This is a genomic window from Halomonas sp. GXIMD04776 (assembly GCF_049808615.1).
Lineage (GTDB): Bacteria > Pseudomonadota > Gammaproteobacteria > Pseudomonadales > Halomonadaceae > Modicisalibacter.
The window spans coordinates 126,258-147,492 of sequence record NZ_JBNCAN010000003.1 but is presented as its reverse complement, the minus strand read 5'-3'; the positions used below and the strand labels follow the sequence as shown (position 1 = coordinate 147,492).

Annotated in this window: 19 protein-coding genes; 4 read left to right on the top strand and 15 right to left on the bottom strand. The window is 61.0% G+C overall.

The genetic code is table 11. From position 1 onward, the window contains the following. Nucleotides 1-69: 69 nt before the first annotated feature. The 7 genes from ACPF7Z_RS03040 to tmpA all read right to left on the bottom strand — a co-directional run bounded on the left by ACPF7Z_RS03040 (nucleotide 70) and on the right by tmpA (nucleotide 7,283). Nucleotides 70-855, bottom strand: a complete 786-nt coding sequence (locus ACPF7Z_RS03040) for a transporter substrate-binding domain-containing protein (RefSeq protein WP_425191685.1) — start codon at nucleotides 853-855, stop codon at nucleotides 70-72. A gap of 55 nt (nucleotides 856-910) precedes the next feature. After that, complete coding sequence (locus ACPF7Z_RS03035) at nucleotides 911-1,690, bottom strand: ABC transporter ATP-binding protein (RefSeq protein WP_425191684.1); 780 nt, start codon at nucleotides 1,688-1,690, stop codon at nucleotides 911-913. Nucleotides 1,691-1,696: 6 nt separating this feature from the next. Then, a complete protein-coding gene (locus ACPF7Z_RS03030) occupies nucleotides 1,697-2,878 on the bottom strand; it encodes a pyridoxal phosphate-dependent aminotransferase (RefSeq protein WP_425191683.1) in 1,182 nt (393 codons plus the stop codon). A gap of 50 nt (nucleotides 2,879-2,928) precedes the next feature. After that, nucleotides 2,929-3,876, bottom strand: a complete 948-nt coding sequence (locus tag ACPF7Z_RS03025) for an ABC transporter substrate-binding protein (protein ID WP_425191682.1) — start codon at nucleotides 3,874-3,876, stop codon at nucleotides 2,929-2,931. An 85-nt stretch (nucleotides 3,877-3,961) separates the two neighbouring features. Continuing rightward, nucleotides 3,962-5,575 carry a 5-guanidino-2-oxopentanoate decarboxylase gene (locus ACPF7Z_RS03020; RefSeq protein WP_425191681.1) on the bottom strand — a complete coding sequence of 538 codons (1,614 nt, stop codon included), beginning with the start codon at nucleotides 5,573-5,575 and terminating at the stop codon, nucleotides 3,962-3,964. Further along, nucleotides 5,572-6,165: an HD domain-containing protein gene (locus ACPF7Z_RS03015; RefSeq protein WP_425191680.1), complete on the bottom strand. Its 594-nt coding sequence runs from the start codon at nucleotides 6,163-6,165 to the stop codon at nucleotides 5,572-5,574. The genes ACPF7Z_RS03020 and ACPF7Z_RS03015 overlap by 4 nt, the downstream gene beginning before the upstream one ends. Further along, entirely contained in the window at nucleotides 6,162-7,283 is a 1,122-nt protein-coding gene (gene tmpA, locus ACPF7Z_RS03010; protein ID WP_425191679.1) for a 2-trimethylaminoethylphosphonate dioxygenase, read from the bottom strand. Before tmpA ends, ACPF7Z_RS03015 begins: the two co-directional genes overlap by 4 nt. Before the next feature lie 138 nt (nucleotides 7,284-7,421). Here tmpA and ACPF7Z_RS03005 point away from each other — a divergent pair, with 138 nt between their 5' ends. Continuing rightward, complete coding sequence (locus ACPF7Z_RS03005; protein WP_425191678.1) at nucleotides 7,422-8,435, top strand: GlxA family transcriptional regulator; 1,014 nt, start codon at nucleotides 7,422-7,424, stop codon at nucleotides 8,433-8,435. Nucleotides 8,436-8,506: 71 nt separating this feature from the next. Here ACPF7Z_RS03005 and ACPF7Z_RS03000 read toward each other — a convergent pair whose 3' ends face one another. From ACPF7Z_RS03000 to rmuC, 5 genes are all read right to left on the bottom strand, one after another. Beyond that, nucleotides 8,507-8,905, bottom strand: a complete 399-nt coding sequence (locus ACPF7Z_RS03000; protein WP_425191677.1) for a type II toxin-antitoxin system HicB family antitoxin — start codon at nucleotides 8,903-8,905, stop codon at nucleotides 8,507-8,509. Nucleotides 8,906-8,914: 9 nt separating this feature from the next. After that, nucleotides 8,915-9,142, bottom strand: coding sequence for a type II toxin-antitoxin system HicA family toxin (locus tag ACPF7Z_RS02995; protein WP_425191744.1), 228 nt, complete (start codon nucleotides 9,140-9,142; stop codon nucleotides 8,915-8,917). A gap of 104 nt (nucleotides 9,143-9,246) precedes the next feature. Next, the gene (locus ACPF7Z_RS02990; RefSeq protein WP_425191676.1) at nucleotides 9,247-10,551 is read right to left on the bottom strand and encodes a TauD/TfdA family dioxygenase; all 1,305 of its coding nucleotides are present in this window, start codon (nucleotides 10,549-10,551) and stop codon (nucleotides 9,247-9,249) included. Nucleotides 10,552-10,635: 84 nt separating this feature from the next. Then, a complete protein-coding gene (locus ACPF7Z_RS02985; RefSeq protein ID WP_425191675.1) occupies nucleotides 10,636-11,601 on the bottom strand; it encodes a GlxA family transcriptional regulator in 966 nt (321 codons plus the stop codon). Between the two features lie 53 nt (nucleotides 11,602-11,654). Continuing rightward, nucleotides 11,655-12,989 (bottom strand): DNA recombination protein RmuC, encoded by a 1,335-nt coding sequence (rmuC, locus tag ACPF7Z_RS02980; RefSeq protein ID WP_425191674.1) that lies wholly within the window; start codon nucleotides 12,987-12,989, stop codon nucleotides 11,655-11,657. 136 nt (nucleotides 12,990-13,125) lie between these two features. On the opposite strand from rmuC, the gene ACPF7Z_RS02975 reads away from it, so the two are divergent. The 3 genes from ACPF7Z_RS02975 (at nucleotide 13,126) to ACPF7Z_RS02965 (ending at nucleotide 16,685) form a co-directional block, all read left to right on the top strand. Then, a complete protein-coding gene (locus tag ACPF7Z_RS02975) occupies nucleotides 13,126-14,157 on the top strand; it encodes a GlxA family transcriptional regulator (RefSeq protein WP_425191673.1) in 1,032 nt (343 codons plus the stop codon). Between the two features lie 219 nt (nucleotides 14,158-14,376). Continuing rightward, complete coding sequence (locus ACPF7Z_RS02970; RefSeq protein WP_425191672.1) at nucleotides 14,377-14,742, top strand: hypothetical protein; 366 nt, start codon at nucleotides 14,377-14,379, stop codon at nucleotides 14,740-14,742. 11 nt (nucleotides 14,743-14,753) lie between these two features. Then, nucleotides 14,754-16,685 (top strand): pyrroloquinoline quinone-dependent dehydrogenase, encoded by a 1,932-nt coding sequence (locus tag ACPF7Z_RS02965; protein ID WP_425191671.1) that lies wholly within the window; start codon nucleotides 14,754-14,756, stop codon nucleotides 16,683-16,685. Nucleotides 16,686-16,764: 79 nt separating this feature from the next. On the opposite strand, the gene ACPF7Z_RS02960 is transcribed toward ACPF7Z_RS02965, so the two are convergent. Genes ACPF7Z_RS02960 through ACPF7Z_RS02950 form a run of 3 tightly spaced genes read right to left on the bottom strand, consistent with a single transcriptional unit; the run spans nucleotide 16,765 to nucleotide 20,982 of the window. Beyond that, nucleotides 16,765-17,397, bottom strand: coding sequence for a peroxiredoxin (locus ACPF7Z_RS02960; protein WP_425191670.1), 633 nt, complete (start codon nucleotides 17,395-17,397; stop codon nucleotides 16,765-16,767). 34 nt (nucleotides 17,398-17,431) lie between these two features. After that, the gene (gene cysI, locus ACPF7Z_RS02955; protein ID WP_425191669.1) at nucleotides 17,432-19,162 is read right to left on the bottom strand and encodes an assimilatory sulfite reductase (NADPH) hemoprotein subunit; all 1,731 of its coding nucleotides are present in this window, start codon (nucleotides 19,160-19,162) and stop codon (nucleotides 17,432-17,434) included. Further along, a complete protein-coding gene (locus ACPF7Z_RS02950; protein WP_425191668.1) occupies nucleotides 19,162-20,982 on the bottom strand; it encodes an assimilatory sulfite reductase (NADPH) flavoprotein subunit in 1,821 nt (606 codons plus the stop codon). The genes cysI and ACPF7Z_RS02950 overlap by 1 nt, the downstream gene beginning before the upstream one ends. Nucleotides 20,983-21,235: the final 253 nt, after the last annotated feature.

Sequence of the window (21,235 nt, the reverse complement as noted above, 5' to 3'; positions counted from 1 at the left end):
TCTCGAATGAGCAGGATCTTTCGCCAGGGACTTGCCCTGGCGAAAGAGACGATGAGATAGGAAAGGCGATCAGCCGCCGCAGATATCCGTATCGAAGTAACGCTGCGATAGCTCGCCGCACTGACCGCTTTCTACCACTGCGGCGATGGCGTCGTTCAGCTTGCTTTCAAGCTCGTCGTCATTCTTGCGCAGGCCGATGCCGATGCCTTCACCGAAGGCCTCATGCTTGGGTGCCGTGGCGACGATGGCGTAATCCTGGGCTTCGTCCCGTTCGACGAATTCGGTCATGGCGATCTCGTCGGCGAGCATGACGTCGATACGACCGGCCAGCAGGTCGCGGTTGACCTGTTCCTGCTGATCGTAGATCTTGAGTTCGACGCCGCTGTCGCGTAGTTCCCGCCGCGCATAGGTGGCGTTGGTGGTGGCGCCCTGCACGCCCAGGATCTTGCCATCGAGCCCGTCGGGAACCTCAAGGGCGGTACCCTTGGCGGCGACGTAGGCGGCAGGGGTGTAGTAGTAGGGATTGGTGAAGTCGATGACTCGCTTGCGTTTATCAGTGATCGACAGGGAATTCATGATCATGTCGATCTTGCCGGAGTTCAGTGCCGGAAAGATGCCGCTCCAGCCGGTCGGAGCGATCTCGCACTCCATCTGCATCTCCTCACACAACAGTAAGCCAAGTTCGACCTCGAAACCGGTCCAGTCGCCGTTGGCACCCTTGTAGGTGAAGGGGGGATAGGGCTCCGCCGCAATGCCGATCTTGAGCGGCTCCGCTGCCAGACCGCTAGTGTTCAAGGCCAGAGTGATAATACCGGCCGCCATGATCAAGCTGTGTTTCATCGGTGTGGATTTCATTATTCGCCTCTTTCATTGTTTTCTTTTGGGGTGTTGCAGACGTTATAAAATATCGTCAGGCCACGCTGGACAGAAACTGCCGGCAGCGTTCGTTGCTGGCGTGTTCGAAGACTTGCTGCGGTGTGCCGGCCTCGGCGATCTCCCCTTCGTGCAGGAACACCACCTGATGAGAGACTTCCCGGGCAAAGCTCATCTCGTGGGTCACCATCAGCATGGTACGACCCTCGGCAGCGAGATCGCGGATCACGCCCAGCACCTCGCTGACCAGTTCCGGGTCCAGGGCCGAGGTGGGCTCGTCGAACAATAGCACCCGAGGCTCCATGGCCAGTGCCCGGGCAATGGCAACCCGCTGCTGCTGGCCGCCGGAAAGATAGGCCGGGTATTGGTCACGCTTGTCGGACAATCCCACCTTGGCCAGATAATGCTCGCCGAGCTTGACAGCCTTGCGCCGACTCAAGCCACGCACCCGCAGCGGCGCCTCGATGACGTTGCCCAACACGGTCAGATGCGGCCACAGGTTGAATTGCTGGAACACCATGGTGACCTTGGCGCGCAAACGATGAATCTGGCGGCGATCCAGACCGGTGATGTTGCCTTCTGCGTCGTGAGTGAAACTAATATTCTCGTCGGCGATGGTCAGTTCACCTCGATTCGGCCGTTCGAGCAGGTTCATGCAGCGTAGTAGCGTGCTCTTGCCGGAGCCGCTGGAGCCGATGATCGAGACCACCTGGCCCTCACTGACGGTGAGGGACACATCCTTGAGAACTTCGAGTTCTCCAAAGCATTTGACCAGATGGCGAGCATCGATCATCGGGGCAGACGTTGTTGTATTCATAGGCACTCAGGTTGTCGTTGTCAGGCATTGCTCGGCACAGCGCTCGATCCGCCGACAGGCCTCGCCCAGTAGCTCCGCGTCGACCGTCAGGCTCAAGCGCACGAAGCCTGCCGCCGAGGGCCCAAACGCCTCGCCGGAAAGCACCGAGACATTTTGCTCCGCCAGTAGACGATCGGCGAAAGCCTGGGTGGACAAGCCGGTACGGCGAATGTCGACCATCATGAACATGCCGGCCTTGGGTGTGAGCACCTCGAGTACCTCGCTGTCGGCAAGGGTCGCCAGCACCACATCCCGGCGTTGTCGATAGGTCTCGCGCATCTGCGCAAGCTCCTGCGGCGGATGCTCCAGGGCGGTACAAGCGGCGTCCTGAATGAAATCCGGACAGCCATAGAGCATGCATAGCGCCAGATTGGTCAGATGTTCGACCAAGGGTTTTGGCCCGATCACCCAGCCCAGGCGCCAGCCGGTCATCGCATGGGATTTCGACAGGCTGTCCACCACCGCGGTTCGCTCCGCCATGCCGGGTAGGCTGGCGGGGCAGATATGTTCGTCCTCGAAAACCAGTTCGCCATAGACTTCATCGGAGATCAGCCACAGATCATGACGCTGACACGCATCAGCGATGGCCTGCCAGTGCTCCCGACTTAGCACCTGGCCGGTGGGGTTATGCGGGCTATTGACCATGATCGCCCGGGTGCGCGGCGTGATCGCGGCCTCGATATCCACCGCTCGGGGCAGAAAATTTTCGTCCGCCCGCAGTGGTACCGACACCAGGGTGGCGCCGGTGGCTTGCAGGACCGCTTCGTAGGTCACGTACATGGGCTCGAAGACGATCACCTCGTCACCGGGATCGAGCAGGCACTGGGCGACGGCGTAGAGCCCGCACTGGGCGCCGGCGAGCACCGCGACGTTGTCCGCGTCCGCCTCGCCGGCCTTACTGCGATGGCGTTCGGCGATCAGCTTGCGCAGGCGCGGCTTGCCCTGGACGTCGGCGTAGTGGGTCGCACCAGCCTGCAGGCTAGCCACGGCGCTGTCGATGATCGGCCGGGGTGTAACGAAATCCGGATCGCCTATGGAGAGCACGATGATATCCTCTCCCCGGGCCTTGCGCTCCATGGCATGGAAGTGAATATCCCAGGCGGCTGCCCCCTCGCCGGCAATGCGAGAGGTCAAGGCGGAGTAATGCATGAATTGCTCCTCATGGCGTGGTCTAAAGGGATAATGAATCGAACGAGCGTTCAGTCGATGGCGCTCGTGGCCGGCTCACCGTCTCGGGTCGTCACGCCTTCCAGAAACGTCTTGATCTGGTCGGGGTGAGATTCGATCCAGGACTCGGCGACGTCTTCCAGGTCCTTTTCCTGCTGGCTAAACTCATCGATGAACTGGCTTTGTTCTTCGGCGCTGAAGACCACCTGATCGAGAAGCCGAGTCAGGTTGGGATTGGCGTCGCTGAAGTCACGCCGGACGATGGTGCGAATATCGCTCTTGCCGTTTTCCGGACCGTAGACGTTGGCCGGATCATCGAGAATGGCCATGTCGTACTTGGGTGCCATCCAGTGGGGCGTCCAGCCGTAGAAGACGATCCAACGCTTTTCGCGATAGGCGGCATCGACCTCCGCCAACATGCCGGCGGTAGAGGATTCGCGAATGTCCCAATCGCCCAGGCCGTGAATGTCCGCGTCTGCGGCGTCGTGGATCGATTCGCTGACGGTGGAGCCGCTTTCGATGGAGTAGAACTCTCCGCCAAAGCGTTCGCGATTCTCGGGCTCGTCCAGCTGAGTGGCGCTGGTGATGCCGGCGTCATGGACATAGCCAGGCACCGCGAAGCCCATGCGCGCGCCCTCGACGTTGTTGCCCAGATCGACGATGGCATCGGATTCCATGGCCGCGTCGTAGATCTTCTGCTGAGCAGGTAGCCAACCGCCCAGAAAGACATCGCTGTCGCCGGACTGCAGGGTGCTGTAGCCCACGGTGCTGCTCATGTCGAGGCGATTGGCTCGATAACCCAGCTCATCGATGAGCTGGGCGACGATCTCGGTCTTGACCGTGACGCCGGGCCAGGGCGGGACCACGAAATTGACCTGGCTCGCCTCGTCCTGGGCCTGAGCGGTCATGGAGGTCAACATCAGGCCGATGATCATCAGGCCACGATGCAAGGAAGGATGAAAGATAGTTGGAGCCGTCATAGCGTTACCTCGTTATTGTGTAAAGCGCCGGTGTGTAGCGCTTTGCCGCCTCTCGGCGGGGAAACGAAAAGAAAAATAAACGGGATCAATCCTTGGCGGTCACCTCGATTAGTGTCGGTGCCCGCATCTTTTGAGAGCCTCGTTGCGATGCCTGTAGTGCCTCAGCCAGCGCTTCGGGTGTGCCCGCATACCGATGCTCGCAGCCGAAGCCTTGGGCCAGCGCCGAGAACTCTGGGGCGGTCAGCTCGACCCCTCGGCGCGCCACGTCATGGCTATCCATATAGCGACGAATCTCGCCATAGCCCTGATTGTTCCAGATTACCACCGCCAGCGGTAAGCTTGCGTCCCGAGCGGTGGCCAGCTCGCTCAGCGTGAACATCAGACCGCCATCGCCGACCAGTGCGATCACTGGCCGCTCGGGAACGGCGATCGCCGCACCGATTGCCGCGGGCAGGGCGTAGCCCAGGGTGCCGTAACCGGTGGCGGCATTGAACCAGCGCCGGGGCGCGGGCATGTCGATCAGGAAGTTGCCGGCATACACCGGTCCGGTGGAATCGCCGACGATGGTGGCCTCGGGCAGCGCTTGGCGCAGCGCATCCAGCCATTCTGCATAGGGCGCAACATCCGGACGCTCGCGTAGGGCCAGGCGCTGACGTACCGCATCGGCCTGGACGATGCCATCGCGACCGGCTCGGTCGGAAAGCCGTTCGGCTTTCAACAAGCGCTCGGCAATTCCCTTCATGACCTCGCCGACATCGCCGAGCAGGGCCAGATCGGGTAGTCGGTTGCGTGCCAGCTGCTGCGGGTCGATATCCACCCGGATCAGACGGCCCTCGAGGATGAAGCCTTCATCGGCGACCAGGTCGTAGTCGGTTTCACCGAGCTCGGTGCCCAGCGCCAGCACCACGTCTGCTTTCAAGGCCAGTTCACGCCCCGCGGGGAGGCTGGAGCAGTTTCCAAGATCCAGTGGATGACCCACGCCCAGCACACCTCGGGCGTTGATGGTGGTCATGGCCGGCGCATCCAGGCGTTCCACCAGGGCACGGGCACTGGCCGCGGCATTGGCACAACCTCCGCCCAGCAATATCAGCGGTCGCCGGGCCTCGGTGAGCCAGGCGGCAGCCTCATCCAGTGCGGCTGGCGAGGCTGCGGGTGGATAAAAACGCGGCACGCGAATCGGGGCATCGTTGACTGGTTGCGGCATCACATCCAGCGGAATCTCGATATGCACCGGCCCCGGCCGGGCACTCTGGAATACCGCGAAGGCCCGGGCCATCACCTCATCCAGGGCATTGGCATCGAGCAGGGTGTGGCTGAATACGCTGACCCCGGCCAGGGTCTGCTGCTGGTTGGGTAACTCGTGCAGCCGCCCTTGACCACGGCCCAGAGTGTCGCGGCGGTTGACCCCGGAGATCACCAGCATGGGAATGGAGTCCGCCAGGGCCTGACCCATGGCGGTAGCGATATTGGTCATGCCCGGGCCGGTGATGATGAAACAGGCTGCAGGCTTGCCGGTGGACCGGGCGTAGCCGTCCGCCATAAAGCCTGCACCCTGCTCATGACGCGGGGTGATGTGGTGCAACGGGCTGGTATCGAAACCGCGATACAGCTCGATGGTATGCACGCCGGGAATGCCGAACACGGTATCGATGCCGTAGGCCTCGAGTAGATCGAGCAGACGCTGGGCGCAGGTGATCATGCACTCTCCCCCGCCGGTGAGACATCAGGCGTTTGCTCGCTGCCGAAAGGGGCGCGGCTCATGATGCGCTCCACCATGGGGATGAAGTACTCAAGCGGTAGAGTGTCGTAGTCCGGGTCGAAGGAGCGCTGATCCCATTCATCGCAGAAACGCACGGTGCGGGCATAGGCCGGATGATCGCGGAACTGCTCTCGAGCCTCGGGGTCGAGGCCATAGAAATGGCGATAATGATAGCCCTGGAACAGCTCGTGGTGGCGAATCATCCAGGTGTTGAGCGGGTCGATAAAGGGCTCGAGAATCGCCGCGGCGATCTCGGCGTGATTGGCCGGAGCAAGGTCGTCGCCGATGTCATGCAGCAGGGCGCAGACCACGGTTTCTTCGTCGGCGCCGGCGCGCAGCGCCCGAGTGGCGGTCTGCAGACTGTGTTCGAAACGATCCACCGGGTAGCCGTGGTTATCGCCCTTGAGATGCAGCAGGTGTTCGAGCACGCGGCGGCTGGCGTCGTTCTGATACGCCTGGAAGTGCGCATCGATGATTTGCCAGTCCTCGGCGCGGCTTTCGTCGAAACGCTTGAAGGTTGCTTGGTTCATTGCACGGCCTCCATTCTTGTTTGCAGCACCCGGCGACGGCTGGCGGTGCTGTCCCGGTCCACGTAGCCCTGGCGCATATGGCGTATGCCGCCTTCCAATTGAAAGGCAGTGCGTCCATGGAACAAGCGGTAGTTGTCCATGATCAGCATCTCGCCGGGGTCGAGCTTGAGTTGCACGGTCAATTCATCCGAGGTGATCAGCTCGTAAAAATGCTGCCGAGCGGCGTAGTAACGCTCCAGCACTTCCGGATCGTGGGCGGGCACCCGCTCGGTGCGGTTGGAAAAACGCACCCGGCGTAGCTTGCCCAGGCTGTCGAGTTCGATCAGCGGCCCTTCGCTTTCCAGATGAGTGGTGTCGTCGGTATACAGGAACTCGGTGGCGAGCTGAGTCAGGCACTCGTAGTCCTTGGGTGACGCTTCTCGTAGCCGCCGTGCGGCCATGAAGCCATCCACCAGAGTACTATCACCGCCCTCGGCAGCATTGGTCAGGCAATGCAGCCAGATGTAGCCAGGAATGGGGTCGCGGTAGGGATTGTCGGTATGCGGTTCCAAACCACGTTGGGTCATGGTCAGGTCATAGGCCTGTGACACGGACTTGACGTCGGCGATACCGCCCCAGTTGGTGCGCCGCAGCGGACCGATGCGGTCGATCAGCGCCTGCATGCCGTCTTCCTCGGCGGGCACACCGCGCACCCGCACGAACCCGTAACGGCGCAGTGCATCCAGCATGTCCAGCAGCCGGGCATCGCTTTCCAATGCTGCCGCGAAGTTCGCCTCGGGCAGCGTGTCCAGGCTGGCATCCCAGAGAATCAAATCATCCGGGGTGTCGCTCCGGCTGGCTGCGCTGGCTTCAAGTAGCGAAGCTAAAGGAAAGGTCGTGCAATGCGTATCACTGAACTGCAAGCTAAGCGTTTCGCCGTCGACCTTGGCGTCCTCGATGGTCAGATCGAGAGGAAGCTGAGCGGCCTCGATCAGACGCTGACCGGTCTGGGCATCCAGGGTATCGGTATCCGGGGCGCGCTCGCGCAGCCATAAGGCGGCAAAGCAGCGCTCCCGGTCTTGATCGCGCAGGATCAGACGGCGGCCTTGGGCATCCAGCGTGATTTCCGCAGTGTGCATGATTCGCGATTCCTCACGAGTAGTCGAAGATGGATTCATGACGCCGATTACCTGCGACATGACGACATTGGTCTTAACTTAGTGCCATAATCACGATCGAGTTTGATTTTTTTGGCCATATACTTGCAGTTAATTGCCATGAGTGAGTTTTCCACGACAATCTGGCCCTATCCGCGTCCGGATCTTCCACCAGTACTGCGGCCTGAAGAGGCCGAGCACACCATTGATGTCTGGCTGCTGCCCAAGTTCTCGATGCTGTCGCTTGTGTGCCTGCTGGAGCCGCTGCGCGTCGCCAATCGTTTTGGCCGAGCGCTGTTTGCCTGGCGTTTGTTGTCGAGCACCGGGGACCCGGTGGTGGCCAGCAACGGCGTGCGTACCGATGTGGATGGCCGGCTCGAAGAGCTCAAGGAATGCGAGCTGCTGATGGCGATCTCGTCCTATGAAGCCGAGGCCACGGTGACTGCCGGCGATCGCGCCATGTTGCGTCAGGTTGCGGCGTTCGGCGGCAAGGTCGGGGGCCTGGATACGGCACCCTTCATCCTGGCTCGGGCCGGAGTACTCGAGCATCAGCCGGTGTCCCTGCATTGGGAGAGTATCCCGGCGTTCCAGGAGGAGTTTCCGCATCTTGCGGTCAGCCGTTCACGCTTCGAATTTACTGAGCAGAGCCTGACCGGCTCCGGTGGGGCGACCGGCATCGACATGATGCTGCAATGGATCGAGCTGGGTTACGGGCCGGCGCTGGCGGAGGCGGTCAGTCGTCAGTTGGTTCACCAGCGCTTGTCTGAAGGCGAATTACGTGAACATCAGTTCAGGCGGCAATTGAAGCATTTGCCACGTACGGTGGCCAACGCTCTGGCCATCATGGAAGCACATCTAGGCCAGGTGTTATCGATACCCGAAATCTGCCGGCTGGTGGGGCAGTCTCAGCGTCAGTTGGTCCGCCAGTTCCAGACACACTTCGGCGAGACCCCCAAGCAGTGCTATTTGGGAATGCGCCTGGACCAGGCTCGACGCATCCTCACCGACAGCCGCTGCCAAGTCACCGAGGCGGCATTGGCCACGGGCTTTACCCACTTGGCGCATTTTTCCCGGACCTATCAGGCGCGCTTCGGCGAGCGGCCCAGCATGACCGCAGAGCGAGGGTTGGGATAAAGCGCGGCGCGGGGCATCGGCTGAGCCGACATAAGCGCCTTGTTGGTGCGAGAGGCCAAACGTGCGGCTATTCACGAACTCTGCTGGCGCAGCGCCTCGGCGGCCGCCTGAGCGAGAAAGCCGGAGCGATTGCGCGAGACGGCATCAATCTGGACCAGCAAGCGCTTGGGCAAGGTAACGTTGACGCGTTCGGAGATTTCCGGCGGGGGCAGCAGCGGCACCAGGATGACCAGGGCGTCGTCCCATTCGATCCAGTCGTCATCGGCGGCCTTGATCTGCTCCAGGCTGCGTGGCGCAAGAACCGGCTCACCGTCTTCTTGCATGCCGGCTACGTGAAAGGCCAGCGCTTCGGCACCCATGCGAAGGGCGTCTTCGTAGCTGTCACCGGCGCTGACACAGCCGGGAAAGTCGGGAAAGAGAACGCCATAGGCATCCTCTTCACGATGCAGCAGAGCGACGTAGTGCGCCATGAGATCCTCCTATTGCTGCCAGCCGGCTTGACGAAAGATACTGCGAATCGTTGGTGTGGTCAGATCTTTGCTGGGGTGGGGAATGGTGACGCGACCGGGTTTGTCAGGATGCTTGAACTGATGATGCGAGCCGGCAACCGCGACCTGTTCCCAGCCGTCAGCCTTTAGCATCTTGATCAACTCCCGACTGCTGTATCGCTTCCTTGTTACCCATTCCGTGTGTGTATAAAGGTACACACCAATAAAGACGCCTACAAGCATGAGGGCATGGTTTTGTGGTCAACGATAGATGCCCGGGCAGGGTGCGACTACAGGCCGTCACTATGCTGGCGGCCTTACCCTCACCTCTCAACGGCCACCTCCCGCCGCGACTGATCGAGCGCCGCGACCCGACGCCGACGCTCGCTGCGCCACAGCATGCGCAGCCGGGAGCGAATCTCGTCGCGTTCCATGTAGCAGCCCTGCAGCCAGCGATGGCCTGAGCTGCCCTCAAACGCATCCCGGGCATGCAGCAGGCGACGGTTGTCGAAGATCACCAGATCGCCGGGCAGGTAGGTGAAGCGCTGGGCGAAACGCGGCTCCTTCAATAAACGCTGCAGCTGCATCAGGGCGTCATAGGCCGGTTCGATATCCTCAAAAGGCGCCATCAGCGGGCCGCGCAGGAAGTCGGCGATGCGCACCTCGACCAAGCGGCCCTGGTCGTCGAGCTTGATCATGGGGTCGAACCAGACATAGTCCGTCACCTTGGCGGTATTGGCGTAACACCAGTGAACGCGAGTCAGGGTGGTAAAGGCCTGGGGATGCTCCTCGCGCAGTGCCTCGGCGATGGCGAAGCCGTCCGCCATCACCGCCTGGCCGCCCTCGACGCTGTTCTCCAGGCAGTGCAAGAACTGCAGCCCCGGCTGATATTCCCGGGTGGGCAGGTCCACATGAAAGGGCAAGGCAATGGACGTGTAGGCGTTGGAGTCCGGGTCCGGCTTGGCCTTGACGTCGAACAGGGTGCCGAAGTTGGTATCGCGCATGGGCCCGATGCGCTCGGCGATGCGCGCCAGGGTGCCGGGCTCGGTAGGTAGATTGCGCAACCGTACCAGGCCGTGGCCGAGCACCGCCTGCAGAGCCTCTTCCAGCAGCGCCTCGAACCTCGGATCGTCTTCGGTATGGGTGAGCCACCCGCTGGCATCCAGGCTGATGGGCTCCGCCAATTCCTCACCGGTCCAAGTGGTCACCGGCACCAGGGGGGCGTCCGGCTGCTCGAGATTGGAGTAGTCATTCGCGCGCAGCCAGCCCGGGTGAAAGCGAAGGGTACGATTCTCGGGTGCAAAGGTGACGCTCAAGGCGCCTTGATCGTCCAGCGCCGCCTCGCTGATGGTCGGCCAGTCGCCCAGGGTCGAGAGATCAAGAATGCGTTCCCGAGTGGCCGGATTGACGGTGCTGTCGTCGGCGGCATTCTCCCGCAGCCAGACGCTGTGATAGCGGCTGACGAGGCCGTCCTGCCAGTGCAGCTCGAGCACACGTGCATCGTGGCTGACCCGGGCAGGCAGTACCTCGATGGGCCAGGCGTCGTAATCCGGGGTGAGGGGTAGGCGAGAATCGGTCTCTGCTCTGTTCATGGTCATGGCTACCTTGATGACGTTTGATATCAGCATGCCTGTCCAGGGCCTTATCAATACGACACAACACGACAGCTTTTTGGCATGAGTCGTCATGTCATGAGATCAGTGCAGGGAGTTTCAGTCGATGACTCGGTCGTCTCGAGGGCTGGTGCCATAGCGTCCTTTATAGGCCCGAGAAAAGCTCGACGGCGAGGTAAAGCCGCAGGCCAGACTGATACTGAGGATGTCGTGATCGGTCTCCTTGAGAAGCTGGCGCCCGCGAGCGAGACGCAGCGCAAGATAGTGATCACGAGGGCTTGCGGTCAGCACCTGCTCGAACAGCCGTTGCAGTTGACGCAGCGAGATACCCACCTTCCCGGCGATGTCGCTAACGGACAACGGCGTTTCGATATGCTGTTCCATCAACGCCACCGCCTCGACCAGGGCGTGGCGATGGGTTCCCAGCCGACGGGTCAGGTCCAAGCGCTGGTGATCGTGTTGGGTGCGCATGCGGGCATGAATCAGTTGTTCCGAGACCGCGGTGGCCAGCTCCTCGCCGTGCCGACGCGCGATCATCGCCAGTGCCATGTCCATGGCGGCGGCGCCCCCGGCACAGGAGAAGCGCTCGGCACTCACTTCGTACAACGATTCGGTGGCATCGATCTCGGGAAAGCGCTCGCGAAAGGTCGGCAGGCTTTCCCAGTGCATCGTCACCCGCTGCCCTTCAAGCAATCCTGCCCGGGCCAGGATGAAGCTGCCGGTATCGATACCACCCAGTACGCAGCCGCGTTGCGCCAGTTGGTTGAGCCAGCGCCTCAAGTGTCGGGAAAGCGTTGCCTCCGGCTCGAAGCTGGCAACGACCGCCAGGCTGGCAAGCGCCGGCGCCGAGTCCAAGGACGTATCTGCAAGCAGGGTCATGCCATTGCTGGCGCTGATGGGCTGACCATCCTGGCTGATCACATGCCAGCAAAAAAGCTCTCGTGTGGCGATGCGGTTGGCGATGCGCAGTGGTTCCACGGCGGAAAAGAACGCCATCATCGAAAAGCGGGGTAACAGCAAGAATCCAATGGGCTCGGGCCAGGGCCCTTGATAGTCCAGGCGCATGGAGGTGTCTCGTGGTAATCAATGATGTAAACGACACTATCCCCTATCCTAAACTAAGAAGGATCTGACGAAGATGGCGCCAGCTCTAGCCGTGCCTTCTCTACCATTTCCTCTGGCAGCTCCCTCTTGACCGACACGCCGAGTTCGCGAAATTCGCTGGCCTGCTTGATCAGGTTGCCCTTGCCCCCGGTCAGCTGATTGAGCGCCTGATCGTAGCTCGTCTTGGCGCCATCCAGGCGCTTGCCCACATCCTGCATGCTCTCGAGAAACACCCGCAGCTTGTTGTAGAAGCGCTCGGCGCGATTGGCGAGTTCGGCGCTGTGCTTGCTTTGATCCTCGAAGCGCCAGAGCTGGCGCACGATATTGAGGCTCGTTAGCAGCGTGGTGGGCGTGGTGACCAGGACGTTGTTCTCGATGGCGCGCTGATAAAGGGTGTCGTCGAATTTCAGCGCCTCGACGTAGGCGGACTCCACGGGGATGAACATGATGACCACTTCCGGGGAGTTGAGCCCGGGCAGGTCGTAATAGTGCTTGTCCGCCAACTCGTTGATGCGATCGCTGACCGCCCGGCTGTGTTCCGCCAGGGCCTGGGTGCGTTCGATGTCGTTGTCGCTGTTGACGTAGCGCACGTAGGCGGAAAGCGAGGTCTTGGCGTCGATGATCAGATGCTTGTTCTGGGGCAGATAGACGATGGCGTCCGGTCGCCTCCGACCCTCCTCGGTATTGAAACTGACCTCGCGCTTATAGTCGGTGCCAAGGCGCAGGCCGGAGCCATCCAGCACGTTTTCCAGCATCAGCTCGCCCCAGTTGCCCTGAATCTTCTTCTGCCCCTGAAGCGCTTCGGTCAAACGTTGCGCCTGATCGGTGATCTCCCGATTGAGGCTTTGCAGATTCTTGAGCTCGGTGCGCAGCGCTTCCTGTTGCCGGGTGTCCTGGTGATGCAGGTGCTCGATCCGCTCCCGAAAGCCTTTCATCTCCGCATGCATGGGTTGGAGCAGGTGGGTCAGATTTCTCTGTGAGAATTCGCTGAAGCTTTTGCCCTTGCGCTCGAGCACCTCGTTGGCCAGATTCTCGAACTCTTCCTTGAGCTGTTCCCGGCTGGTATCGACAAAGGCAAGCTGCTCATCGAAATGGCGCTGTTTCTGTTCGAGGGTGATCGACATGCGGGTATTGGCTACCCGTTCATCCTGCAATGCTTGCGAAGTGCGGTCGAGCCGTTCCCGGGTCTGGGCAAGCTCCTGCTCACTCTGCATCAGACGCTGGTGATAATGCTCGGCCGCCTGCTGACTAACAATCCATTTGCTACGCAGGATCAGAAAGGTCAATAGAATGCCCGTCACTAGGGCGGCAAGTATGTAGAGTGCCAGATAAGGAGGATCGATTGGCATGGGATGATTCTCAAGGAAACAGTAAACAGAAACACAGCATCCCGATAATATCAGCGATCGTTGATGGCCGCAGAATCGTCCTTCGGCCCTTAGGATTTGCTATCGTGATACTTATCTCATTGACCGGAATCTAACCGTGGCGCTAGCCAACATCCAAGGGTTATCCGTCGGCTTCATATTACTGCCGCGTTTCACATTGTTGCCCTTCGCCGGCTTCGTCGATTGCCTGCGTCTGGCGGCGGATGAAGGCGACATGAGCCGCCAGCTGCGCTGCCATTGGACCTTCATGACCAGCGATGGCGAGAGTGCGCTATCGAGCAGCGGGGCGGCGATCTCACCCTGTGAGACCTATCAGCCTCCCGAGAATTTCGATTATCTCGTGGTCATCGCCGGGGTGCTCAAGGACAGGGAGATGGTGGATCGTGCCACGATCGACTATCTCAAGCAGGCGGACCGGCTCGGCGTGCCTCTGGTGGGCATCTGCACCGGGGTCTTCGCTCTGATTCAGGCGGGGCTGATGCACCGACGCCGCTGCTGCGTGAGCTGGTATCACCACGGCGATCTGGTCAAGCGCTTTGCCGATATCACGCCGGTCTCGGATCAACTCTTCATCGACGACGGTGATCGCCTGACCTGCGCCGGCGGTATTGCTTCGGCGGATCTGGCCGCTTACCTGGTCGAGCGCCATCTAGGCCGCGCCTGGGCGAAGAAGAGCCTGCACATCATGCTGATCGATGAGGCACGCCAGGGTAATCATCCGCAGCCTCATCCGCTGGTGCTCAACAAGGTCGACAACCGTCAGGTGCGCAAGGCCATTTCCTTGATCGAGCAGCACTTGGGGGAGTTGATTCCCATTGATGAACTCGCCGAACGGGTGGGGTGTTCACGCCGCGCGCTGGAGCGGCATTTCCGTGAGACGCTCGGCGTCAGCCCGCAAAAATTCTCCCGGGATCTGCGCCTGCGCTATGGCCTGTGGCTGCTCAACTTCACCAAGAAAAGTATCACCGAGGTGGGCGAGCGTTGTGGCTTTTCCGATACCGCACACTTTTCACGCAACTTCAAAGATACCTTTGGCTATAGCCCATCGGACATCAGGAGGGGCGACGTGCTATTACAAAAAGATCTGGTGGACCCTTTCTTCTTGCATATCGGCAAGCTGGATGGGTAGGGGGCTTGAGCGGACGGAGGGAGTCTCAAGTTTCAAGCGCTGGGCGGCGAGAGGCAATAATATTATTGGGTTTTATGTCTATACTCATCAATGATGTTTTTCTGACTTGGCGCAATGCCAAGTCAGTGTCGGAATGGAAGCCAACATCGGAATGCAAGCCAGCTTCGAAACGAGAGCCAGCTGCGTCAATCCGTTCATTTTGTAAGGAGACAAAACCCCATGCCCCAACCTCGACTGTCCAAAGTCGGCGCCATCCTGCTCTTCATCGCCTCGCTGGCCGGGCTCGCCGTTGCCCTCTATGCCTATTTCACGCCGCTGACCGGTGTCACCGGATCGATTGGTGCACTCGTCGTCATTCTGGCCTGTGTCGCGCTTGCGGTCATGGCGCTCATTCTGACGGCAGCGAAAGGCCACGGCGCGCTCATCGCTTTACGCTTTCTGATCTTTATCGGTCTTGTCGGTACCTGCTTCGCGGGGCTTCTCCTGCATCAGTGGTGGATCGGCGTTGCCATGGCGATCGGTCTGCTTGGGTTGGTCCTCGACATGGTGCGCCATGCCAGCGCCAACCGCCTTGCCCATTCATGAGGAGCCGCCCCATGCCGACATTCAAATCCGTCGCGCTTGCGTTTTTTATCTTGCCCGCTCCGCTGCTGGCGCAGGATCAGCCGATACCCCTCGTGCCTGAAACGCCAACCTGGGACAGTTTTCACGGTCAGTTGAACGCCCAGAAGTACAGTCCCTTGGACCAGATCACTGCAGAGAACGTGGGCGAGTTGGAAAAGATCTGGGAGGTGCATACCGGCGATGTGTCGGATGGCTCCGGTGATCTACCTCCCACCGTCTGGTCCGCGACCCCGGTCTTCGCCAACGACACGCTCTACATCGGCACGCCGTTTTACCGCATCCTGGCCCTCGATCCGGCGACGGGTGAAGAGAAGTGGAGCTTTGATACGCAATCCGCGCTCAAGGCACTGACTCAGCCCGCCCTAAAGAACCGCGGCGTGGCCTATTGGGAAACCGGTGAACCAAAGGAAGATGAGGCCTGCCAGAGGATCGTTTATATGGGCACGATGGATGCAAGGCTTTTCGCGGTGGATGCGGACACCGGCAAACCTTGCGCCGACTTCGCCGACAACGGCGTGCTCGATGTCAATCAGTGGAACACCACCAACGATAAATGGCCTCTGTCGCTTTTGCAGCCGCCCACGGTGGTCGGCGATCGGCTGGTTCTGGGTTGGGCGGGCAAGGATTGGGCCTATGAGCAGGCGCCGCCAGGAACCGTTTTCGCTCTGAATGCCCGCACCGGCGAGCGTGAATGGGCCTTTGAGGCTCTACCCGATGAACTGCGCGAGAAAAGCGGCACCGCTAACGTCTGGACCCACATGTCCGCGGACGAAGCGCTGGGGCTCGTCTACCTGCCGGTCTCGTCCCCCTCGCCGAACTTCTGGGGTGGCAACCGCGCCGAAGAGGCGCCTCTGGCGACGTCGACCACCGCGCTGGATATTGAAACTGGGGAAGTGGTCTGGTCACGTCAATGGGTGCATCACGATATCTGGGACTACGACACGCCTGCTGCCCCGACGCTGATGGATATCACCGTTGACGGCGAGGAAATACCCGCTTTGATCCAGGCGATGAAGCAGGGCTTCCTGTTTGTCGTCAATCGCGAGACCGGCGAGGATGTCTGGCCGATCGAGGAGCGACCGGTTCCAGGTGGCGACGGTTCCGTGGAGGGTGAGGTCTATGCCGAAACGCAACCTTTCCCGACCAAGCCTGCGCCGCTGCTCGATCAATCCGAGAAGCCGGAGCTCTGGTGGTTGGCGGATGCGGTCGGTTTCGGCCAGTGTTCCCGGCTTTGGGACGACCTCTGGTACGAAGGCCTGTATACCCCGCCCACCACCAAAGGCGAAGGGGTTCTAGCCTATCCGGACAGCGCCGGCGGGGTGCAGTGGGGTGGGGTGGCCTTCGATCCTGAAAGCCAGACGGCCATCGTGAATACTTCGCATATCGTGCAGTACGTGAAACTCTATGATCGCGAAGCCTATGAGAAAGCGGATAGCGGATCAGGCAACAAGACCGGATTCTCGCCGCAAGAGGGCGCTCCCTACGGCATACGACTCAAGACGGCGCTGAACTGGCTGGGGATGCCCTGCTGGGAGCCGCCCTTCGGTGAGATCGTTGCCCTCGACATGACGACGGGCGATATCAAGTGGCGTCGTCCGGTGGGCGCTTCGCAGCAATATGGTTTCTTCATGCCGGAAAGCTGGGGCTCGCCCACCATCGGCGGTCCGGCGGTGACGGCGGGTGGCGTCGTGTTCATCGGCGCGTCGATGGACGCCAAGCTGCGCGCCTACTCCCTCGAGACCGGCGATGAGCTATGGTCGGATCAGGCTGAGGCGCCGGCGGTGGCAAACCCGGCGGTCTATGAATACGAAGGACGTCAATACGTTGCCTTTGCTGCTGGCGGCAATACGATTCTGAAAGATCAGGTCGGTGATCAGATCGTGGTCTACGCATTGCCGGAATAGGTCGCGAGCGGCCGCGCCGTTTCATAGCAAAAACGCCGGTCCCGCATCCGGGATCGGCGTATTTATCTCGTAACGGCTATCAGCGCGGCTGTCGTACCACCCGCAGGTAAGGCGTCTTGGTTTCCCAGCCTTCCGGGAAGCGCTGCTTGGCGTCTTCATCCGAGACCGACGGGGCGATGATGACATCCTCGCCGTTTTGCCAATCCACCGGTGTTGCCACCTGGTGCTTGCTGGTTAGCTGCAGTGAGTCGATGACTCGCAGGATCTCGTCGACGTTGCGGCCGGTGCTCGGCGGATAGGTCAGGGTCAGACGGATCTTCTTGTCCGGGTCGATGATGAACACGGTGCGTACGGTGACCTTGGGGTCCGCTTTGGGATGGATCATGCCGTAGAGGTTGGCCACGGTCTGCTCGGGGTCTGCCAGCAGCGGATAGTTGAGTGCCGCGCCCTGGGTGGTTTCGATGTCCTTGGCCCAGCCATGATGCGAGTCCAGCGGATCCACGGAGACGCCCAGCAGCTTGGCGCCACGCTTGTCGAACTCCGCTTTGCGCTTGGCGAAGGCGCCGAGTTCCGTGGTGCATACCGGGGTGTAGTCCGCCGGGTGCGAGAACAGCACCACCCAGTCGTTGCCGATCCAGTCGTGGAAGCTGATCTCGCCCTCGGTGGATTCGACGGTGAAGTCCGGTGCGGTATCGCCTAGTTGTAGTGCCATGAAAGGCTCCTTTTGCGGTAGGTAAAATGAGGGGTCATTGTTCGTGGAAATAGCGTCCGGCGGTGGTTTCCTTGATTATCCCGGCGCGAATCACGAAGTCGCCAAAACGTTCGCCCTGCTCGCGCTCCCGGGCATAGCGCTGCAGCAGCGGAGTCAGCTCTTCGAGAATCGTCGCTTCATCGATGTTCTCCCGGTAGAGCTTGTTGAGCCGCTGCCCGGTGAAGTCGCCGCCCAGATAGAGGTTGTAGCGCCCCAGCGCCTTGCCGACGAAACCGATTTCCGCCAGATAGGGCCGGGCGCAGCCGTTGGGGCAACCGGTCATGCGCACCACGATGGCATCCTCGGCGAGTCCCGCTTCGGCCATGATCTCGTCGAGCTTATCGAGCAGCGTGGGGAGATAACGTTCGCTCTCCGCCATGGCCAGGCCGCAGGTGGGAAAGGCCACGCAGGCCATGGACTGACGGCGCAGCGCCGTGGTGTCGCGATGCAAGCGGTACTTGTCCAGCAGGGCGTCGATGGTCTCGCGCTGCTCGTCTGCGACGTTGGCGATGATCAGGTTTTGATTGGTGGTCAGCAGGATGTCGCCGTCGTGGCGTTGGGCAATCTCACGCATGCCGGTCATCAGTTGACGGTCGGTGTCGACGAAGTCGGCGATGCGTCCGTTCTCGATAAACAGGCCGTAATGCCAGTGGCCATCCTCGCCCTGGTACCAGCCGTAACGGTCGCCGTTGCTGTCGAAATGGAAGTCGCGAGCTTCTTCCAGGGCGTAGCCGAGCCGAGCTTCCAGCTCGCTGCGAAACCACTCGACGCCGTAGGTCTCGAGGGTGTACTTCAGCCGCGCCTGCTTGCGATCGTGGCGGTTGCCGTAATCGCGCTGCACCAGCATGACCTTCTCGGCCACGTCGACGACCCGCGCCACCGGGCAGTAGCCAATGATGTCACCGGTGCGGGGAAAGGTTTCCGGTTCGCCGTGGGTCATGCCCATGCCGCCGCCGACGCTGACGTTGAAGCCCTTGAGTTCACCGTTCTCGACGTGGGCGATAAAGCCCAGATCGTGGGCGAAGACATCGACATCGTTCTCGGGCGGAATGGCCAGGGCAATCTTGAACTTGCGTGGCAGATAGTGCGCCGTATAGAGCGGTTCCTGCTCTTCGGGGCCGCCGGCCACGCGCTCCTCGCCGAGGAAGATCTCGTGATAGGCCCGAGTACGAGGCAGCAGGTGGGTGCTGATTTTCCCGGCCAGTTCGTATACCTGACGATGAACCGGCGAAACATGGGGGTTGGCAGTGCTGATGACGTTGCGATTAACGTCGCCGCAAGCGGCGATGGTGTCGAGCATGGCCTCGTTGACTGCCTTCAGGTGGGCGCGCAGGTCGTCCTTGAACACGCCGTGGTACTGGAAGGTCTGACGAGTGGTAATGCGCAGGGTGCCGTTGGCGTAGCGCCGTGCCGCCTCGTCGAGCTTGAGCCACTGCTCGCTGCTCATCACGCCACCGGGCATGCGCAGGCGGACCATGAAGGAGTAGAGCGGCTCGAGCTTCTGATGGCGCCGCTCGCTGCGCAGGTCCCGGTCGTCCTGCATGTAGAAGCCGTGGAACTTGGTCAACTGGGTGTCGCCCTCGGCCACGGCGCCGGTGGCACGATCGGCCATGCCCTCCGTGAGGTGGCCGCGCAGGTAGTCGGCGTTCACCTTGAGGCGTTCGTTGGGATGGAGTTCCTCGAGGAAAGCACCATCCTGCTTGAGTCGTTCGATGTAGTGGGTCATCAGTACACATCCCGCTGATAGCGCTTGGCTTTCTGTAGATCGCGGACGTAGTCCGCCGCGGCGTCCTCGCTGCATCCGCCCTGATCACGAACCACGTCGATCAGCGCCTGGTTGACGTCCGTGGCCATGCGTTCGCCGTCGCCACAGACATAGACGTGCGCGCCCGCTTCCAGCCAGGCATAGAGGTCCCGAGCGTTCTCGCGCAGGCGATCCTGTACGTAGACCTTCTCTTGCTGGTCCCGGGAAAAGGCGACGTCGAGACGGTCGAGCAGGCCCTTGCCGCGCCAGTTCAGCCATTCCGCCTGATACAGGAAATCGCTTCTGAAACGGCGATCACCAAAGAATAGCCAGTTCTTGCCCTCGGCGCCGGTCTCCTCGCGCTGCTGCAGGAAGGCGCGGAACGGGGCGACACCGGTGCCCGGCCCGACCATGATGATGGGCGTGGCGTCATCCGTGGGTAGCTTGAAGTTCTTGTTGCGATCGATGTAGACCGGCACGCGGTCGCCGGGCTGGATGCGGTCGGCCAGATACGTGCTGGTCACGCCGTTGCGCTGTCGGCCATGGGTTTCGTAGCGCACGGCGCCCACGGTCAGGTGGACCTCGTCCGGGTTGGCCTCGAGGCTCGAGGCGATGGAGTAGAGCCTCGGCGGCAGCTTGCGCAGCGCCGCGAGAAAGTCCTCGGCGGCCAGCCCCGTCACCGGGAAATGCTCGAGCACGTCGATGATGTGACGGCCATGCATCCACTCGCGCAACTCATCCCGGGCCTCCTCGCCCAGCAGGCGGCGCAGTTCGTCTGCCTCCGAGAGCTCCGCCCAGTGGTTCAGGAAGGGTCGGGTGAGGGTCGTGACTTCGAACTCCCCCAATAGCGCCTCTCTTAGCCGGCGGCCTTCGCCGAGATCATGATCGGCGTCCAGGCGCAGCGTCTCGAGCAGCTCGTCGACATAGCGCGGGTCGTTCTGGGGCAGGATGCCCAGCGCATCGCCAGGTTCGTAAGCGAGGCCTGAGCCCTCCAGGGAAAGCTCGAGATGGTGCGTGGCCTTGTCGGAGCCGCGACCGTTGAGCAGCACCGAATCCAGCACCTCCGCCTGAAAGGGATTTTTCTTCGAGAACGGGGTCGCGGACTCGGTAACCGCGGTTAGCGGTATCTGCCCTGGGGTCGCTACGGTCTCGGGTGCGGCGCTGGCCCCCGCAAGCTCACTAAAGCGGTCGAGCACCGATTCGATCCAGGCCTCGGCGGCGTCCTCGTAATCGACGTCGCAATCCTGGCGGTCATGGATGCGTTCGCCACCCAGGGCCGCGAAGCGCTCATCGAGATGCTTGCCGGTGTGGCAGAAGTATTCGTAGCTCGAATCCCCCAAACCAAGCACGCTGAAGCGCGCGCCCTCGAGCTTGGGCGCCTTGCGCCCGTCGATGAGCTCGAAGAAGCCTTCGGCGGTATCCGGCGGCTCGCCTTCGCCCTGGGTGCTCACCACCACCAGGAAGTTGCCGGCCTGCTTGAAGTCCTTCTTGCTGGCCTCGGCCATGTCCAGGAGGCGCGCCTTGAAGCCTCGGGCTTGGGCACGCTCATAGGTCTGCTGGGCCACACCTTCGGCGTTACCGGTCTGGCTGCCGTAGAGCACGGTGATCTCCAATGCCTCGGACGCGGCGATGCTGACGGAGTGAGAAGCGTCTGGTGCAATGCCCTGCGCCGTCAGACCGGCGAGATAGCCACTCAGCCAAGTCATCTGCTCGCCATTGAGACCGGACAACGCCTGATTCAACTGGATGGCCTGTTCGGCCCTCAGAGGACTGTTGGTATCGGACAAAGGCGCATATGACATCGAAATAGCCGTCTTTATTCATGAAGTGACGGCCAGGCTAACGACTTTCCAAGCTAAATAAAAAGAATAAAAACAAATTCTTTTATTCTTTTTATGAATTACCAAGCAGCAAGCGGATCATTAACTGCGCTGGATGTAATCCAGACATTTGTTATACAAATACCCTTTATTAAATTTAAGTCTATGTTTTTAAAAGAATTGTTTTCCGGCAATAAACTTGGCGCATTTATTCAATTCTTGGCTGCACCTCTCG